At 71.5% G+C, this 16,662-nt stretch carries 18 protein-coding genes, 1 tRNA gene and 1 other RNA gene; 6 read left to right on the top strand and 14 right to left on the bottom strand.

Annotated elements, in window-relative coordinates; all coding sequences use genetic code 11:
• Window positions 1-63: 63 nt before the first annotated feature.
• Genes U3649_RS09020 through U3649_RS09005 form a run of 4 tightly spaced genes read left to right on the top strand, consistent with a single transcriptional unit; the run spans window position 64 to window position 4,504 of the window.
• Complete coding sequence (locus tag U3649_RS09020) at window positions 64-1,017, top strand: AAA family ATPase (protein WP_407354483.1); 954 nt, start codon at window positions 64-66, stop codon at window positions 1,015-1,017.
• Entirely contained in the window at window positions 998-2,026 is a 1,029-nt protein-coding gene (locus tag U3649_RS09015; RefSeq protein WP_407354482.1) for a DUF58 domain-containing protein, read from the top strand. The genes U3649_RS09020 and U3649_RS09015 overlap by 20 nt, the downstream gene beginning before the upstream one ends.
• Before the next feature lie 16 nt (window positions 2,027-2,042).
• Window positions 2,043-4,010 (top strand): transglutaminaseTgpA domain-containing protein, encoded by a 1,968-nt coding sequence (locus tag U3649_RS09010; protein WP_407354584.1) that lies wholly within the window; start codon window positions 2,043-2,045, stop codon window positions 4,008-4,010.
• The gene (locus tag U3649_RS09005) at window positions 4,007-4,504 is read left to right on the top strand and encodes a Slp family lipoprotein (RefSeq protein WP_407354481.1); all 498 of its coding nucleotides are present in this window, start codon (window positions 4,007-4,009) and stop codon (window positions 4,502-4,504) included. The genes U3649_RS09010 and U3649_RS09005 overlap by 4 nt, the downstream gene beginning before the upstream one ends.
• A gap of 205 nt (window positions 4,505-4,709) precedes the next feature.
• On the opposite strand, the gene U3649_RS09000 is transcribed toward U3649_RS09005, so the two are convergent.
• From U3649_RS09000 to dnaX, 4 genes are all read right to left on the bottom strand, one after another.
• Window positions 4,710-5,057 carry a histidine triad nucleotide-binding protein gene (locus U3649_RS09000; RefSeq protein WP_407354480.1) on the bottom strand — a complete coding sequence of 116 codons (348 nt, stop codon included), beginning with the start codon at window positions 5,055-5,057 and terminating at the stop codon, window positions 4,710-4,712.
• Between the two features lie 124 nt (window positions 5,058-5,181).
• Window positions 5,182-5,775, bottom strand: a complete 594-nt coding sequence (recR, locus tag U3649_RS08995; RefSeq protein WP_407354479.1) for a recombination mediator RecR — start codon at window positions 5,773-5,775, stop codon at window positions 5,182-5,184.
• Between the two features lie 83 nt (window positions 5,776-5,858).
• Window positions 5,859-6,179 carry a YbaB/EbfC family nucleoid-associated protein gene (locus tag U3649_RS08990; protein WP_407354478.1) on the bottom strand — a complete coding sequence of 107 codons (321 nt, stop codon included), beginning with the start codon at window positions 6,177-6,179 and terminating at the stop codon, window positions 5,859-5,861.
• Between the two features lie 60 nt (window positions 6,180-6,239).
• Window positions 6,240-7,985: a DNA polymerase III subunit gamma/tau gene (dnaX, locus tag U3649_RS08985; protein WP_407354477.1), complete on the bottom strand. Its 1,746-nt coding sequence runs from the start codon at window positions 7,983-7,985 to the stop codon at window positions 6,240-6,242.
• Between the two features lie 121 nt (window positions 7,986-8,106).
• On the opposite strand from dnaX, the gene U3649_RS08980 reads away from it, so the two are divergent.
• Both U3649_RS08980 and ffs read left to right on the top strand, forming a co-directional pair.
• Window positions 8,107-8,199, top strand: a tRNA-Ser gene (locus tag U3649_RS08980).
• Between the two features lie 49 nt (window positions 8,200-8,248).
• Window positions 8,249-8,345, top strand: an RNA gene (ffs, locus tag U3649_RS08975) — signal recognition particle sRNA small type.
• A gap of 349 nt (window positions 8,346-8,694) precedes the next feature.
• Here the strand turns inward: ffs and U3649_RS08970 are convergent.
• From U3649_RS08970 to moaA, 10 genes are all read right to left on the bottom strand, one after another.
• Complete coding sequence (locus U3649_RS08970) at window positions 8,695-9,144, bottom strand: hypothetical protein (RefSeq protein ID WP_407354476.1); 450 nt, start codon at window positions 9,142-9,144, stop codon at window positions 8,695-8,697.
• Between the two features lie 233 nt (window positions 9,145-9,377).
• Entirely contained in the window at window positions 9,378-10,328 is a 951-nt protein-coding gene (locus U3649_RS08965) for an alpha-L-glutamate ligase-like protein (RefSeq protein WP_407354475.1), read from the bottom strand.
• A complete protein-coding gene (locus tag U3649_RS08960; RefSeq protein ID WP_407354474.1) occupies window positions 10,325-11,854 on the bottom strand; it encodes a UUP1 family membrane protein in 1,530 nt (509 codons plus the stop codon). The genes U3649_RS08965 and U3649_RS08960 overlap by 4 nt, the downstream gene beginning before the upstream one ends.
• The gene (locus U3649_RS08955) at window positions 11,851-12,423 is read right to left on the bottom strand and encodes an ATP-dependent zinc protease (RefSeq protein WP_407354473.1); all 573 of its coding nucleotides are present in this window, start codon (window positions 12,421-12,423) and stop codon (window positions 11,851-11,853) included. Before U3649_RS08955 ends, U3649_RS08960 begins: the two co-directional genes overlap by 4 nt.
• Window positions 12,424-12,603: 180 nt before the next feature.
• A complete protein-coding gene (locus U3649_RS08950) occupies window positions 12,604-13,635 on the bottom strand; it encodes a gluconolaconase (protein ID WP_407354472.1) in 1,032 nt (343 codons plus the stop codon).
• On the bottom strand, window positions 13,632-14,072 hold the full coding sequence (locus U3649_RS08945; RefSeq protein ID WP_407354471.1) for a molybdenum cofactor biosynthesis protein MoaE: 441 nt from the start codon (window positions 14,070-14,072) through the stop codon (window positions 13,632-13,634). The genes U3649_RS08950 and U3649_RS08945 overlap by 4 nt, the downstream gene beginning before the upstream one ends.
• 313 nt (window positions 14,073-14,385) lie before the next feature.
• The gene (locus U3649_RS08940; protein WP_407354470.1) at window positions 14,386-14,628 is read right to left on the bottom strand and encodes a MoaD/ThiS family protein; all 243 of its coding nucleotides are present in this window, start codon (window positions 14,626-14,628) and stop codon (window positions 14,386-14,388) included.
• Window positions 14,625-15,122 carry a cyclic pyranopterin monophosphate synthase MoaC gene (gene moaC / locus U3649_RS08935; protein WP_407354469.1) on the bottom strand — a complete coding sequence of 166 codons (498 nt, stop codon included), beginning with the start codon at window positions 15,120-15,122 and terminating at the stop codon, window positions 14,625-14,627. Before moaC ends, U3649_RS08940 begins: the two co-directional genes overlap by 4 nt.
• The gene (locus U3649_RS08930) at window positions 15,119-15,529 is read right to left on the bottom strand and encodes a DUF4440 domain-containing protein (protein WP_407354468.1); all 411 of its coding nucleotides are present in this window, start codon (window positions 15,527-15,529) and stop codon (window positions 15,119-15,121) included. Before U3649_RS08930 ends, moaC begins: the two co-directional genes overlap by 4 nt.
• Window positions 15,529-16,551, bottom strand: coding sequence for a GTP 3',8-cyclase MoaA (gene moaA / locus U3649_RS08925; RefSeq protein ID WP_407354467.1), 1,023 nt, complete (start codon window positions 16,549-16,551; stop codon window positions 15,529-15,531). Before moaA ends, U3649_RS08930 begins: the two co-directional genes overlap by 1 nt.
• Window positions 16,552-16,662 lie beyond the last annotated feature (111 nt).

The following is a 16,662-nucleotide window of genomic DNA, read 5'->3' as shown; positions in this document are numbered from 1 at the left end:
CCCGAAAGCGCCGCGATGCGCGTCACGATCGGGGACTCACCCCCACAACGCCGGAGATCGCCGATGTCCGTATCGCCCGCGCATGCCGACATGCTAACCGACGACCTGTTGCACGCGCTCAAGGCCGCCCAGCAGCAGGTCAACGCGTTGTTGCTGGGCAAGGCGCAGGAAGTGCGGCTCGCCTTCGTCGCGCTGCTGTCCGACGGACACCTGCTGATCGAGGATCTGCCCGGCCTCGGCAAGACCACGCTGGCGCATGCGCTGGCGGCGACGCTCGGGCTCGGCTTCCAGCGCGTGCAGTTCACCTCGGACCTGCTGCCTTCGGACATCGTCGGCGTCTCGGTCTACGACGCGCAGGCGCGCAAGTTCGAATTCCATCCGGGGCCGGTGTTCGCGCACGTGCTGCTCGCCGACGAGATCAACCGCGCCCCGCCGCGCACGCAGAGCGCCCTGCTCGAGGCGATGGCCGAGCACCAGGTCAGCATCGACGGCAGTACCCACCGGCTGCCGGAGCCGTTCTTCGTGATCGCCACGCAGAATCCGCTCGATCTGGCCGGCACCTATCCGCTGCCCGACTCGCAGCTCGACCGCTTCCTGCTGCGGCTCAGCCTCGGCTACCCCGGGCGCGACGCCGAGCGCGCGCTGCTCTCGGGCAGCGACCGCCGCGGGCTGATCGCGCAGGCGCAGCCGGTGCTCGACGCCGCGCAGGTGGTGCGGCTGCGCCGTGCCGCACGCACGGTGCATGCCAGCGACGCGCTGGTGGATTACGTGCAGGCGCTGGTCGAACGCAGCCGCCACTACGGCGGCGTGCGCGTGGGCCTGTCGCCGCGCGCCGGCATCGCCCTGCTGCAGGCCGCGCGCGCCTACGCGCTGCTGCTGGGGCGGCGGCACGTGCTGCCGGAGGATGTGCAGGCGCTGTTCATCGCGGTGGCGGCGCACCGCCTGGTGCCCGAATCCGAGGCCGGCGACGGCGCCGCTTTGGCGAAGGCGATCCTGCATGCGGTCCCGGTCGACTGAGGTCGCGGCGGCGCCCGCCGGCGCCGCGCCGGCCGCACCCCGCTTCGCCGCCGCGCGGCAGCACCTGCTGCGGCTCGCACGCCCGCGCCAGCCCGAGGCGCTGCCGGTCCGCTTCGGCCGCGACCGGGTCTACGTGCTGCCGACCGCGTTCGGGCTGTTTTTCCTCGTGCTGCTGCTGACCATGGGCGTGGGCGCGCTGAACTACAACAACAATCCCGCGCTGCTGCTGTGCCTGCTGCTGACAGGCACCGCGCTGGCCAGCCTGCTCGGCGCGCACCTGCAACTGAGCGGGCTGGAGGTGCACGCGGCCGGCGCGGAACCGGTCGCCGCCGGGCGCCCGCTGCAGTTGCGCTTGCACGTGCGCGCCGATCCGAAGCGGGTGCGCCGCGGACTGCGCGTGGAGACCGGCGACGCCGCCGCCACGCTGTCGCTCGCCCAGGGCGCCGGCGAGGCGACGCTGGAACTGCCCACCGCCCGTCGCGGCTGGTACGAACTCGACCGCATCCGCATCTCGACCACCCGGCCGCTGAGCCTGGCCCGGGCCTGGGCCTGGGCGTGGCCGGAAGCGCCGTTGCTGGTGTATCCCGCGCCCGAAGCGCACGGCCCGCCGCTGCCCGAAGGCGCCGGCGACAACGCCCAGGCGCGGCTGCATCCCTCGGGCGACGACATCCACCACCTGCGCGGCTGGCGTCGCGGCGACTCGCGGCGCGCGATCGCCTGGAAGCCGTCGGCGCGGCGCGATGCCCTGGTGGTGCGCGAGTACGAGCAGCCGCAGGGCGCCGACGTGGTGCTGGACTGGCGCCGGCTGTCTTCGCTGCCCTACGAGGACCGGATCCGCCGCCTGGCGCGCTGGGTCGACGAGGCCGAACGCGACCAGCGCCGCTACCGCCTGGTGCTGCCCGGCCAGCCGCCGCTGGGCCCGGCGGGCGGCGCGCAGCACCGCCACGCCTGCCTGCGCGCGCTGGCGCTGCTGCCCGGCCAACCGCAACCGGCGCCCGCCCGTGGCTGAGCGGCGGCCGTCGCCGATGCTGGACGCGGGCGGCCGTGCCTGGGCGCTCGCGGCCACCGCCTGTTGCCTGCTGCCGCTGCTGCTGCAACTGCCGGGGCAGGCGGCGCCCGGCATCGGCGGGCTGGGGCTGCTGGTGGCCGCGGTCGCCTGGCGCCATCGCGTGCCGGGCTGGTTGCGGCTGCTGCTGGCGCTGGCGTTGATCGGCGTGGTCCTGGCGACCGCGCGCTTCGCCTTCGGCCGCGACACCGGTTGCGCACTGCTGGCGGCGATGCTGGCGATCAAGCCGGTCGAACTGTTCACCCTGCGCGACGCCCGCAGCCTGCTCGGATTCGCGCTGTTCGCACCGTTCGCCACCTTCCTGCTCGACCAGGGACCGCTGTCGCTGCTGCTCGGGCTCGCCGGGGCGACGCTGGTGCTGGCGGCGCTGCTGCGGCTGTCGGAGTTCGAATCGGGCAGCGAACGCGCGACCGGTTCGGGAACCGCCGGCGGCGTGTGGCGGCGCCTGACCGCGGTATGGCGACTGGTGGCGGTTGGGCTGCCGCTGGCGTTGGCCGCGTTCTGGCTGTTCCCGCGCATCGCCACGCCGCTGTGGGGCGTGCCGGAGCGGGCCGTCGCGCGGCCGGGCCTGTCGGACACGATGACACCGGGCGAGTGGATCGACTTGCTGGGCGACGACTCGCCCGCCGCGCGCGTCCGCTTCTTCGGAGCGACTCCCGCCCTGGAGGCGATGTACTGGCGCGGTCCGGTGCTACTCGACTACGACGGCCGCAGCTGGACGCGCGCGCAGTGGCTGGAAGGACTGCCGCCGGCCGAGACCGCGCGCAGCGACCGCGTCTGGGACTACGAGATCGAGATCGAACCCACCGATCGCCGCCACGTGGTCGCACTGGAGCTCCCGCTGGCGGCCCCCGACGGTGTGCACCTGTCGCACGACTACGGCATGACCGCATCCCGGCCGCTGAGTACGCTGCAACGCTGGCGGCTGCGCTCGGCGGCACCGGTCGCGTTCGAGCCGGAGCTGCGCCCGATGCTGCGGCAGCTGGCGCTGCGGCTGCCGGAGGGCTTCAATCCACGCACGGTGGCGCTGGCGCGGCAGTGGCGGCAGGAGGCCGGACCCGACGACGCGGCCGTCGTCCAGCGGATGCTGCGCTGGGTGCGCAGCGATTTCGCCTACACCCTGGCCACGCCGCTGCCGGGGCGGCACGCGGTCGACGAGTTCCTGTTCGACCAGCAGGCGGGTTTCTGCGAGCACTACAGCTCGGCCTTCGTGGTGCTGATGCGCGCGGCCGGCATCCCCGCGCGAGTGGTCACCGGCTACGTCGGCGGCTACTACAACCGCTTCGGCGACTACTGGATCGTACGCAGGCTGGACGCGCATGCCTGGGCCGAGGTGTGGCTGGAGGGCCGCGGCTGGGTGCGCGTGGACCCGACCGCGGCGGTCGCGCCGGAACGGATCTACGACACCATCGAGGACCTGCCGCAAGGCACCTTCGACGCGCTGGCGCGGATGACGCCGGTCATGGATTTCGGCGACTGGATGCGCCGCGGCTGGAACGACTTCGTGCTCGGCTTCGACGCCGCCCGCCAGCGGCGACTGCTGCAGCCGCTCGGCATCCGCGAGCTGGCGCCGCGGCAACTGATCATCCTGTTCGCGGCGCTCGGCGGCCTGGCGCTGGCGTGGATGCTGTGGCTGGTATCGCGCGGCGAACGCGAGCGCGACCCGGTGCTGCGCGCCTGGCACCGCCTCGGCGAGCGCTACGCCCGGCTCGGGCTGGCGCGCGCGCCGCACGAGCCGGCGGCGCGATGGACCGCGCGGGTGCTCGCCGCCCGGCCGGAGGCGCGCGCCCTGGCGGCGCTCAGCGCACGTTTCGAACAATGGCGCTACGCTGCCGACGATGGCGACGCGACCGCGGCCCGCGCCCTGGCCCGCGACCTGCTGGCGCATCGCCCCGAACGCAAGACCGGACCGGAGACCGCACGATGAAAACCCCGCTCGCCGCCGCTTCCCTCGCCTGTCTGCTGCTCGCCGGCTGCGTCACGCAACCGGCGCCGCTGCAGGGCGACTACCTGGCGATCACCCCCGAGGACGCCGCCGCCGGCGACCGCACCGGCGCGTCGGTGCGCTGGGGTGGACGCGTGGTCGAGGTCGAACCGCAGGCCGACCGCACCTGCTTCACCATGCTCTCCACCCGCCTGGACGCGTCCGGGCGGCCCTACGGCGGCAGCGATGCCACCGGCGGCCGCTTCATCGCCTGCCGCACCGGCTTCTACGATCCGGCGGTCTTCGAGGCGGACCGCGAGGTCACCTTCACCGGCCGCATCGATGGCTACGAGACCCGCCGCATCGGCGAGTACGACTACCGCTTCCCGCGCGTGACGGCCGACGTCGTCTACCTGTGGCCGGAACGCGAGGACGTGCGCGTGATCGTGCACCACGACCCGTATCCGTATCCCTGGCACGGCTGGTGGTGGTGGTGACGGCCGCCGCCGCGTAGAGCCGAGCTTGTTCGGCTGCGCGGGCTCCGGAGCCGGGAGCAGCGGAGCAAGCTCCGCTCTACGGAGAGTCGGTCGGACGGACGGTCCGGGCCGCGTAGAGCCGAGCTTGCTCGGCTGCTTGGGCTCCGGAGCCGGGAGCAGCGGAGCAAGCTCCGCTCTACGGGGGAGCGGTCAGCGGCGCTTGGCGTCAGCGCGGGATGCCGAAGCCGCCGAGCTGGGCGCCGGCGAGCAGGTGCAGGTGCAGCTGGAACACGGTCTGGCCGCCGTGCGCATTGCAGTTCATGACCACGCGGTAGCCGTCCTCGGCGAACCCTTCCTCGCGTGCGTACTCGGCGGCCGCCAGGGCCAGGCGGCCGATGAGCTCGGCGTGTTCCGGCTTCGCGGCGTCGAGCGAGGGGATCGTCTGCTTCGGCACGAACAGCACGTGCACCGGCGCCTGCGGCCCGATGTCGCGGAACGCGATCAGGTGCTCGTCCTCGTAGACGATGTCCGCCGGAATCTCGCGACTGATGATCTTGTGGAAGATGGTGTCCATTGAGGGCCGTAATTGGTGATTGGTGATTGGAGAAAAGCATACTCTCCTGCGTCCTGGCCGCCTCGGGGAATGGCGGCGCTGTCGCTTTTGCGAATCACGAATCACCAATCACGAATCCCGGCCCTCAAGGCACCTCACTGCGGCTGCCGAAAGCGTGCGACAGCGTGCCGCGATCGGCGTATTCGAGTTCGCCGCCCAGCGGCAGCCCGTGCGCGGGCCGGCTTGGGCGCACGCCGTGCTGGCGCGCGAGCTGCGCCAGGTAGTGTGCTGTGGCCTCGCCCTCGACCGTGGGATTGGTGGCGATGATCAACTCCTGCACCTCGCCTTCGGCCAGCCGCGCGGCCAGGCGGTCGAGCCCGAGCTCGCGCGGACCGATGCCGTCGAGCGGGCTCAGCCGCCCCTGCAGCACGAAGTACAGGCCGCGGTACTCGGTGGCCTGCTCGATCGCCAGCCGGTCGGCCGGCGTCTCCACCGCGCACAGCTGGTGCGCGTCGCGCGAGGCGCTGGCGCAGATCGCGCAAAGGTCGGTTTCGCTGAAATCGCGGCAGCGCTCGCAGTGGCGGATGTGCTCGATCGCCTCGGCCAGCGCCGCGGACAGGCGGGCGCCTCCTGCGCGCTGCCGCTCCAGGACGTGGTAGGCCATGCGTTGCGCGGTCTTCTGCCCGACGCCGGGCAGCACGCGAAAGGCTTCGATGAGTTGTTCGAGCAAAGAGGACATCGGACGGCGTGAAATCGGGGCGTGATCCAGTTCGGTGACTTTCTGCTTCTCGAATCACCAATCCCGAATCACGAATCCCGGCTTCAAAACGGCATCTTCATGCCCGGAGGCACCGGCATGCCGGCGGTGGCGGCCGACATCTTTTCCTGCGACTCGGCGTTGACCTTGTTGACCGCGTCGTTGAAGGCGGCCGCGACCAGGTCCTCGGCCATCTCCGGGTCCGACAGCACGCCGGGATCGATGCGCACCTTGCGGCATTCCATGCGGCCGGACAGGGTGATGTTGACCATGCCGCCGCCGGCACTGCCGGTGACCTCGAGATTGGCGAGTTCTTCCTGGGCGCGCTGCATGCTCTCCTGCATCTTCTGCGCCTGCTGCATCAATTGGGCGATGTTTCCACGCATGGGGGACTCCCTCGGAGGGTGTGGTTGGGACTGCGGGCAGCGGCGGCCCGCACGGAGCGGTCAATTGTCGTCGAACGGCCGGATCGAGTCCGGCACCACCTTGGCGCCGTGCCGCGACATCAGCCGCTGCACGTCGGGATCTTCGAGGAAGGCGCGCTCGGCCGCGTTCTGGCGCGCATCGCGCTCGCGGGCATGGCGCCCGTGCACGGTCTCGCCGTCGGCCGGTATCGCGGCCTCGAACCGGATCTGCGGCGCGGCGCCGAAATGCGGCGCCAGCGCGTCGGCGAACTGGCCGACCAGGAAAGGCGTCTTGAGGTGGTCGTCGCTGGGCGGCAGCGCGAGCCGCAGTACGCCATCGGCATAGCCGACGAACGCGGTGTGGGCGGCCAGTTCCCGCACCGGGCCGCGCAGGCCCAGGCCGGTGACCAGGTCGGGCCAGCGTTCCGCATCGACCGGCCCGGCCGCGGCCGCATTGCCGGCCGGCGCCGGTGCCGCCGCTTCCGCCACTGGAGCCGCCATCGCCTCCTTGGCCCGAACCGGCACCGGGGCCGCGCCTGCTTCCGGAGCCGGGGAAGGCGCCGGGCGCCGCGGCGCCGCGGCCGTGGGCCTGGCGCGGTCGGCCTCCATCGCCGCCCGCGCGGCCGCGGCCGCGTTCGGACGCGGGACCTGCCCCCCCGCCGGCGTGGCCGCGGCCGGGGCGGCCGGAGCCGATGTGGCGGCCGCGGCTTCCGCCGGCCGGAACGCCAGCATCCGCAGCACGCTCATCTCGAAGCCGGCGCGCGGGCTGGGCGCCAGCGGCAGGTCGCGGCGGCCGCCCAGCGCCATCTGGTACCAGAGCTGCACCACCTCGGCACGCACGCCGGCGGCCAGCGTCTCCAGGTCGAGGCCGTCGGCCTCCACCACGGCGTCCGGCACCAGCTGCCGCACCTGGATCCGGTGCAGCGCCTCGGCCAGCGCGTCGAGCACGCCGCCCCAGTCGGGCGCGAATTCCGCCAGCATCGCCACCTCCGCCAGCAGCCGCTGGCCGTCGCCGGCGGCCAGCGCCTCGAGCAATGCGCCGACGCGGGTGCGGTCGACGGTGCCCAGCATCGCCGCGACCGCGTCCGTCTCCAGCCGCCCGCCGGTGTAGGCGATCGCCTGGTCCAGCAGCGACAGGCCGTCGCGCAGGCTGCCGTCGGCGGCCTTGGCCAGCTGGCGTATCGCCTCCGGCTCGGCGGCGATCTCCTCCGCCGCCAGGATCCGGCCGATCTGGCCCTCGATCTGCGCCAGGTCCAGGCGCTTGAGGTTGAACTGCAGGCAGCGCGAGAGCACCGTCACCGGCAGCTTCTGCGGGTCGGTGGTGGCGAGCAGGAACTTGACGTGCTCCGGCGGCTCCTCCAGCGTCTTCAGCAGCGCGTTGAACGCCGACTTCGACAGCATGTGCACTTCGTCGATCAGGTAGACCTTCACCCGCCCGCGCGAGGGCATGTACTGGGCGTTGTCGATCAGCTCGCGCACGTCGTCGACGCCGGTGTTGCTGGCGGCGTCGATCTCCAGCAGGTCGACGAAGCGGCCGGCGTCGATGTCGCGGCAGGCGTTGCACTCGCCGCAGGGATCGGCCGAGGTGCCGTGCTCGCAGTTGAGCGACTTGGCGAAGATGCGGGCGATCGTGGTCTTGCCGACGCCGCGGGTGCCGGTGAACAGGAAGGCGTGGTGCACGCGGCCCGAATCGAGGGCGTTGCTCAGCGCGCGGACCACGTGCTCCTGGCCGACCAGTTCGGCGAACCGCCGCGGGCGCCATTTGCGGGCGAGGACGAGATAGGACATGGGCCCATTCTGCCATGCCGGCCCGCCGCTCCCCGCGGTTCATCGGATTTCCTTGTCCCGGTACCGCCCGGGGGCTAGAATTACCGGCCCTGCAACCCGCGTGGCGTGTTCAGGACGGGACGGAGAGGTGTCCGAGTGGTTGAAGGAGCACGCCTGGAAAGTGTGTAAGCGGCTAAACCCCGCTTCGCGGGTTCGAATCCCGCCCTCTCCGCCAATTTCATCGGGTGTCGCGCAATGCGGCGCGCATCGTTTCTATGGTGGCCCCGTCGGCCCCTCGCGACGCTAGATCGAAAACCCCGCCAGGGCCGGAAGGCAGCAACGGTATCGGTCGACGCGGGCGCCGAGGCAAGTCGGCGGGGCCATCGCCATGTTCGGCATCGCGGATCGGACGACGTGAAGCGCGGCTATTGGTTGATCTCACCCGTGGCGACGGTGCATTCCCGTCCTGACGGAAGGTGCTGCCTGGCGCGGCGGGGCCATCGCCATGTTCGGCATCGCGGACCGGACGACGTGAAGCGCGGCTATTGGTTGATCTCCCCCGTGGCGACGGTGCATTCCCGTCCCGACGGAAGGTGCTGCCTGGCGCGGCGGGGCCATCGCCATGTTCGGCATCGCGGACCGGACGACGCGAAGCGCGGCTATTCGTTGATCTCCCCGTGGCGACGGTGCATTCCCGTCCCGACGGAAGGTGCTGCCTGGCGCAGCGCGCTCAATCCACGCGCTCGACCAGTGCCTCGCCGTCGCGCTGGCTGAAACGGAAGGCGTAGGACAGGCGCAGCGGTGTCGTCCGTTCGACCATGCCGTCGGCAAGGCAGGGATCGTCGCCGGTGAAGCCCGCCGGCGCCTGGCAGAGATAGGCCGGCTCGTAGGACCAGCCCTGCACGGCGCGGATCGCCGAGGCGGAAAATTCCGCGTATTGCGGCGACGCATCCCGCGGGCAGGCATCGTCGACGCGCTGCCGTACCGCGAACACGCCACCGTCCTCGCCGATGTCCACTTCCACGCAGACCGTCACCGGCGGCAGGCGCGACGGCAGCAGCCGCGGCGGATACTCGGGCAGCGCCACCGGATCGATCAGGTTCGGATAGACGAAGCGCTGCGTGGCCGCCAGCTCGAGATGCGTCGCGCCGGGCGGCGGCAACAGCAGGGATACGCCCACGTCCCCGGAATTGGCCGGCGGCGCCTCGCTGACGGGGGCGGTGGCGCACCCGTAGCCCGCCGCAGCGGCCACCAGCAGGGAAAGCGCGGCCCATCGTCCTCGCCGACCGTTGCCGGCGCCGGCGCAACCGCCGATCGAGACACTGCGATCCGTCGAAATCCTGCGCGTCATCCCGTCGCTCCCCAAGCGCCCGCTGGCACGGCCAAAGCCTACCCGAATACCGGAGGGGCGCCTCAACCCGAAGCGAAACGCGACCTGACGAAGGCCGCGCGCGCTTCCACCGCCCTGCCCTCGCCGCCCTCGCGTTCGACCAGCTCCAGCCGCGCCCGCAATCCCAGGCGGTTGGCGATCTGGATCGACAGCCCGGGACGCGCGTTCAACTCCAGGATCAGCGGACCATGGTCGCGGTCGATCACGATGTCGACGCCCAGGTATCCGAGCCCGGTCAACTCGTAGCAGCGGGCCGACAGTTCCAGAATCCGGTCCCAGCCCGGAATCGCGACGTTCGCCAACGGCTGCATCGTGTCCGGATGCCGATCGACGCCGTCCTCGTGCCAGACCCCATGGGTGGTGAGCCCGCTGGCGATGTCGATGCCGGCGCCCACCGCGCCCTGGTGCAGGTTGGCCTTGCCGCCCGACAACCGGGTCGGCAGGCGCAGCATCGCCAGCACCGGAAAACCGCGGAAGACGATCACGCGCACGTCGGGCACCCCGAGATGCGAGATCGCGTCGAACACCGCATCCGGACGCACGCGGTATTCGATCATCGCCTGGTCCGGGCGGCCGCCGAAGCTGTACATCCCCGACAGGATGTTGCCGAGGTGGAAGACGATGTCGTCGGCCGACATCGGCGCACCGCTGACCTTGAGGAAATTGCTGCCCATGCGGCCTGCGATCACCACGATGCCGTCGCCGCCCGCGCCACGCGCGGGCTTGACCACGAAGTCCTCGTGATCGCCGATGGCGCGCTCGAACTGGCGCGCGTCGCGGTAGGTCGCCACGACGCCGTAGAGCTTCGGCACCGCGAGATCGGCGTCCAGCGCCAACTGCTTGGTCAGCAACTTGTCGTCGACCAGCGGATACAGCCGGCGCGGATTGCTGCCGGCGATATAGAGCGCGTTGCGAGCGTTCAGCCCCAGCACCCCGGCACGGCGCAGCCGATGCGGCAGGACGAACCAGCTCACGGGCGCCCGGCCCCGGCGAACGCGCGGAAGCGCAGCAGTTCGCTGAACCGGTAGCCGGTATAGCGGCCCAGCAACAGCGCCAGCGCGAGCACGATCAGCAGCACCTCGGGGAACACGAACACGAAATGGTCGACCCGCGGCTGGAACATCGCCAGGTAGCAGACCACGGCGACCAGCAGGCTGCCGATGCTCTGGCGGATGGCGTCGCCGGCGCCGTGCTCCTCCCATACGATGGAGATGCGCTCGATGGTCATCGCCATGATCACCATCGGGAACAGCGCCACGGACAGGCCGATGTCGAACTGCATCCGGTACGACAGCATGCTGACCAGCAGCATCAACAGGATGACCACGATCACCACCACCGCCAGCCGCGGCACCAGCAGCAGCTTGAGGTGCTCGAGGTAGAAGCGCACGGCGAGGCCGAGCGCCACGATCACCGAGAACAGGATCGCGCCGGACATCAGGTCGGTTTCCCGGAAGGCGAGCGCGATCAGCACCGGCATGAAGGTGCCGAAGGTCTGGATGCCGACAACGTTGCGCATGAACACGATCAGCAGCACCCCGATCGGGATCAGCAGCAGCGCGCGGTACACGTTCTGCACGTCGACGGGCAGCGTCGAGAGCGAATACGCCATCACCGGCGATCCGGCGAGCTGGGCCTGGCGGGTCACCATCTCCAGTGCCGGCTCCAGCGTCCGCGTCACCGAGAACCGCAGCTCGGCGCCGCGTGCATGGTCGATCGCGTACGGCGCATGATCGCCCCGCCACCACACCAGGAAATCGTTGGGGTAGCCGCGGGCGCCGCTGGCCGGATCGATCGGGATCCAGCCGTCGCCGTTGTTCACCTCCAGCCACGGCTCCGCGCGCAGCCCGCGGGCGCCGTCGGCAAGGCGGATCCCATGCACCATCCGGGCGGGGATCCGCGCACCGGCGAGCACGCGGATCGCGGTGCGCGCGAGTTCGTCCTGCGAGGCCGGGTTCGGCAGCAGCAACTGCACGTTTTCGTCGGGAGCGGGGCTGGCGAGCACCCGGACCAGGATGGATGCGAACGTGGCGATGTCCGCCGACTTGCCGCGCACCTCGTCGAGGATCGCCTGCACCGCCTCGCCTTCCAGCTCGCCGTACTCCGGCGCCTGCTCCAGCGGCGACACCGGCTGCGGGTCACGTTCCTCGCCGCGGCGCGCCACCGTCGCGCGGTAGTACAGCGCCTGGTGCCCGGAAGGGCGCCGGGTGCTCCACAGCGCCACCCGGTTGCCGTCGCGCTCTTCGGTCTGCAGCCCGTAGCCGCGCGAGACGAAGTTCTCGTCGAGCAGAACGTAACCGGGCGGATCGAGCGGGATCGCCAGCTCGGCCTTGAGGGCGGCGCCGGTCGGCTCGAACGACAGCCGGGCCTCGACGATCCAGCTTTCGACTTCCGCCGCCGGTGTCAGCGGATAGCCGAGGACGCGGACCTTGTATGCGATGAGGGAGAGCGCGGTCGCCAGCAACACCAGCACCAGTGCCAGCAGGTGCCAGCGCTTCATGGCGCCTCCAGCCGAAGCGCCGCGACCCGGTCCATGCCGGGCGACGCCGACGACGACCGCTGCTTGCAGGACGGGCGGCGGGTGAACGTCTCACCGGAATCGACCAGCACGTGGCCGCGCATGTAGTTGCGGCCGACGAGCACCGGATACAGGAACGAACTGCGGTCCACCAGCGTGAACTCGTGTTCGCGGAAGATGTCGCCCAGGCACATGCCCAGGCGCACCACCGGACGGCGCTGGGTGCTGCCGTCGTGCCTGCGGATGCGGACGTGGCGGACCAGCCTCGCCTCGATGGTCTCCTCGATGTCGCTGTCCTCGTCGAGGATCGTGAAGCGGACGTGCCGCTTGCCGTCGCGCCGGAAGATCTCGATGTCGTCCGCGGTCAACGACGATGTGGTGGCGCCGGTGTCGAGCTTGGCCTTGAGCCGTATCGGGCTCGCGCCGATCTCGACCCACTCCACCCAGCCGAAGATGTCCTGGACGCGGGCCTCCTCGGATTCGGACCGTTGCGCAGCCGGCCACGCCGGCGCCGCGGCGGCCAGCAGGCAGGCCGCGACCCACGCGCTCACGATGTTCCTAATCATCGGTTTCGATACATCCATGCGATTAGGGCCTGTGGATAAACCGCGCTATCCTACAGCCAATCGTGCGGGCCCCACGCGCGGGCACAGCGGCGGGCGCGCCGTTTCAGTCGCTATCGCGGTGTCCGGCGACGATTCCCAACGCATCCGGCTCGCGGGCGCGCCGTTTCAGTCGCTATCGCGGTGTCCGGCGACGATTCCCAACGCATCCGGCTCGTTGCCGGTCTTCCAGCGTTCGACCACCCGCCAGGTTCGTCGGTCGATCACCGCGATCTCGTTGCCGCCGCTGACGGCCACGTAGATGCGCGACCCGTCCGGGCCGGCGATCACGCCGATCGGCAGCGCGGCCCTCCCCAGCATCGTTTCCCGGTACGTGGCCTCCGGCTCGGCCAGGGCCACGGTCGCCACCGGTTCGCGGCTCGCGGCGTCGAACACCGCCAGGGTCGCCGCCCTGGCGTTGGTCACCAGTGCGTGGCGGCCGTCGGCGGTGAAGGCGACCCGGATCGGGAAGCCCGCGCTTTCCAGGGTGTCGAGCACCTCCAGCGTGTCTGGGTCGTGCACGGTGACGGTGCCGGCCTCCCGGTTGCTGACCCAGACCGTGCCGTCCGGCGCCAGCTCGATGCCCTCGGCGCCGGCACCGGCGGGACGCTCCAGCGTGCTGCCGTCGGCGAGATCCACCCGCACCACGCTGCCGGCGGCGATCTTGCTGACATAGGCGACACCGCCGTCGCGCGACAGCGCCACCATGTGCCCGCCGCCGTCGCCGATCCCGATGACGCGTTCGACCTCGCCGGCCACGGGATCGACCACCAGCAGCGCGCCGCTCGCTTCCGTGGTCACCAGCAGGCGTTCGCCGTCCGGCGTGAAGCGCATGCCGTGCGGGCGCGCGTGCGCGCCCAGGTCGATCTCGCCCGTGGCCTTGCCGGACGCCGTGTCGATCCGGGTCAGCGTGCTGCCCGGCCGTTGCTGCCCGCCGTAGCCGCTGACCACGGCCACGCGTCCGTCGGGACTGACGGCGATCTCGTGCGGCCCATGCGCGGTGGCGGCCTCGCCCAGGCGACGGCCGTCGGCCAGGTCCAGCCGCCATACCGTGTCGTCGGACTTGTTGCCGACCAGAAGCTCGCCCCCGCTCGAGGCCGCCGACGCCAGCGGCAACGTCCAGGCGCAAAGTGCGCACAACGTCATCAGGCAGCGGTTCATCGCGTTTCTCCGGGAGCGCCGGCATCGGGATGCAGCCAGTCCGCATCGCCGTCGGCATAGCGTTCGTGCTTCCAGATCGGCACCCGCCGCTTGACCTCGTCGATGACGAAGCGGCAGGCCTCGAACGTCGCGTCGCGGTGCGCGGCCGAGACGCCGACCCAGACGGCAAGATCGCCGATGGCGAGATCGCCGGTGCGGTGCACGCACGCGGCGGCGGCCAGGTCGAAGCGGGCCAGGGCCTCGTCGAGGACCCGCTCCCCCTCGGCCTCGGCCAGCGCGGCGTAGGCCTCGTAGCGCAGCCCCAGCACCGGCCGGCCGTCGTTGTGGTCGCGCACCCAGCCCTCGAAGCTGCTGTAGGCGCCGGCCTCGGCGTGCAGCAGGCGGGCGCGCAGCGGCGCGATCTCGAATGGCGTGGCGGACAGCTGGAAGCGTTTCATGTCGGTTCGTCGGCGTCTTCGTCGTTCATTCGTGGGTGGCGACTGAGCACGTCGCATGTTTCGGCGACCATGCCTGGCGTTCGCGAGCGCAGCGGATGCCGGCAGGGCATCTTGCCGCTTCGATATCCATCCTATTGCCTTCCATGGCGGGACAGAACCGGCTTCGGGCCGCCCGGCCCGGCTGGCCGGCCCCGCGCAGTGCGCGGGGCGTTCGCCCGAGGCGCGAGGCAGTGCCTCGCAAACGCCTCGCGCTCACCCATGGCCGGGCGTTCGCGGCCGCAGCAGATGCCGATAGGGCATCTGCTGCGGCCGCTCACCCCCCGCTGACCGGCGGGATGAAGGCGATCTCGCCGCCGGCGGCCACCGCGTCGTCCCAGCGCGCGAACGCGCCATCGACCGCCACCCGCAGGCGTTCGACAGGCAACGCGAAACCATGCCGGGCCTGCAGCTGCGCATACAGCGCGCGCAGCGTCGGCGCGTCGGTCTCCACCGACTCCTGGGCCGCACCGGCGGCATCGCGCAGGCTGGCGAAGTACAGCACCGTGACCTTGTTCATGCCCCGGCCTCGCCGAAATCGCGCTTGCCGCCGCGCTTGCCCAGCAGCTTCGCCGGCCCCAGCACGATCGCGTGCGACAGGGCCTTGCACATGTCGTAGACGGTGAGCGCGGCGACGGTGGCGCCGGTCAGGGCCTCCATCTCGACGCCGGTGCGGTGCACGGTGGTGACGGTGCACTCGATCCGCAGCGCGCGCTCGCCGTGCCAGCCGATGGCGATGCGAATGCCGTCGATCGGCAGCGGATGGCAGAACGGGATCAGCTCGTGGGTCCGCTTGACCGCCAGGGTGCCGGCGACGATCGCGGTATCGACGATGCCGCCTTTGGCACTTTTCAAGCCGCTGGCACGCAATTGCCCGGCGACGGCGGCCGGGAATCGCACTTGGCATTCCGCGGTCGCCGCGCGTACGGTCGCGGCCTTGGCGGACACGTCCACCATCGCCGGGCGGCCGTCCGGATCGAGATGCGTCAGCGCGGGCGCGGAGACACGCTTCATGTCGCGCCCGCCGGGACGTGGGGACCGATGTCAGCGCCGTCGGCCAGCGGCGTGCCCTGATGGAACACCATGGACCAACCGGCAGCACCCCGGCGCCACAGCGAACTGCGCCACGACCGCCGCGTCTCGCCTTCGGCGCTGCGCGTCGCGCGATAGGTCACCTGGGCCAGTCCTGCCGCGAGCTCGCGCACCTCCATCGCCTCGGTCGCGAACGCCACGCCGGATTCGCACGGCAGCCGCACCAGCACCTCGTCCTTGCCGAACATGTGACCGGAGGCACCGATCTCGCGGAAATCGTCGGCAAGCAACCGCGCCAGCGCTTCCGCTGACGTGCGCACGTCAGCGCTCAGCAGCGCCAGTTCCAACCTGCTCAGATGCGCGTGCAGCGACTCGTCCGCGGTGGCCATCACCCGCCCACCAGGAACATCTCGACCCGCCGGCGCGCGGCGCGCGGGCTGCCGCGCAGTTCGCTGTAGCGATCCGCTCGCCGCGACCAGAGCCCGGCGACGTGCTCGGCGAGCGCCGTTTCCCCCGCCCGCAGCACCGGCCGCAGGTCGGTGCCGCCGGCCGCGAACAGGCAGGTGTAGAGATGGCCGTCGGCGGAGATCCGCGCACGATGGCAGTCGCCGCAGAACGGGGCGGTCACCGAGCTGACGAAACCCACCTCGCCGCCGCCGTCGACGAAGCCGTACCGCTTCGCCACCTCGCCGCGATAATGCGGATCGAGCGGCCGCAGCGGCCAGCGCGCGTGGATCCGGTCGCGCAGTTCGGCCGAGGGCACCACGCGCTCGCGGTCCCAACCGTTGCAGGTGCCGACGTCCATGTACTCGATGAAGCGCAGCACGTGGCCGCTGCCGCGGAAATGCTCCACCAGCCGCAGGACTTCGCCGTCGTTGATCCCGCGCTGCACCACGCAGTTGAGCTTGATCGACGCGAACCCGGCCTCGACGGCCGCATCGAGGCCGGCCAGGACGGCTGCGATATCGCCGCGGTCGCCGGACAACTGCCGGAACAGCGCCGGATCCAGCGCATCCAGGCTCACCGTCAAGCGCCGCAACCCGGCCCGGCGCAGCGCCCGCGCCTGCCGCGCCAGCAGGCTGCCGTTGGTGGTCAGCGCCAGGTCGTCGATGCCGGGTACCGTCGCCAGCCGCGCGACCAGGTCCGGCAGGCTCTTGCGCAGCAGCGGCTCGCCGCCGGTGATCCGCAGCTTGCGCACGCCGACCCGGGCGAAGCCCCGCACCAGCGTCTCGATCTCGTCGAACGACAGCCGCGTGGCGGCGTCGAGGCCGTAGTCCTCGGGCACGCGGTCGGCGGGCATGCAGTAGCCGCAGCGGAAATTGCAGGCCTCGATCACCGACAGCCGCAGGTCGTGCAGCGGCCGCCGCAGCGTGTCGACGGGCAGCGCCGGCAATGGCGAGATCGCGTTCATCGGCTCCATTCTAGGCATTCGCGCGTGACGCGGGCGAAGCTGCCGCCCGGCCGTGCCAGTGAACGCGACCGGCGCGGCGCGTCGCTTGCCGGATCCTGCGCCTTGCTTGCC

The organism is Luteimonas sp. R10 (assembly GCF_045689605.1).
In the GTDB taxonomy this organism is placed as follows: Bacteria; Pseudomonadota; Gammaproteobacteria; order Xanthomonadales; family Xanthomonadaceae; genus Luteimonas.
The sequence above is the reverse complement of the archived record's forward strand: the minus strand, read 5'-3'. Positions and strand labels throughout refer to the sequence as shown.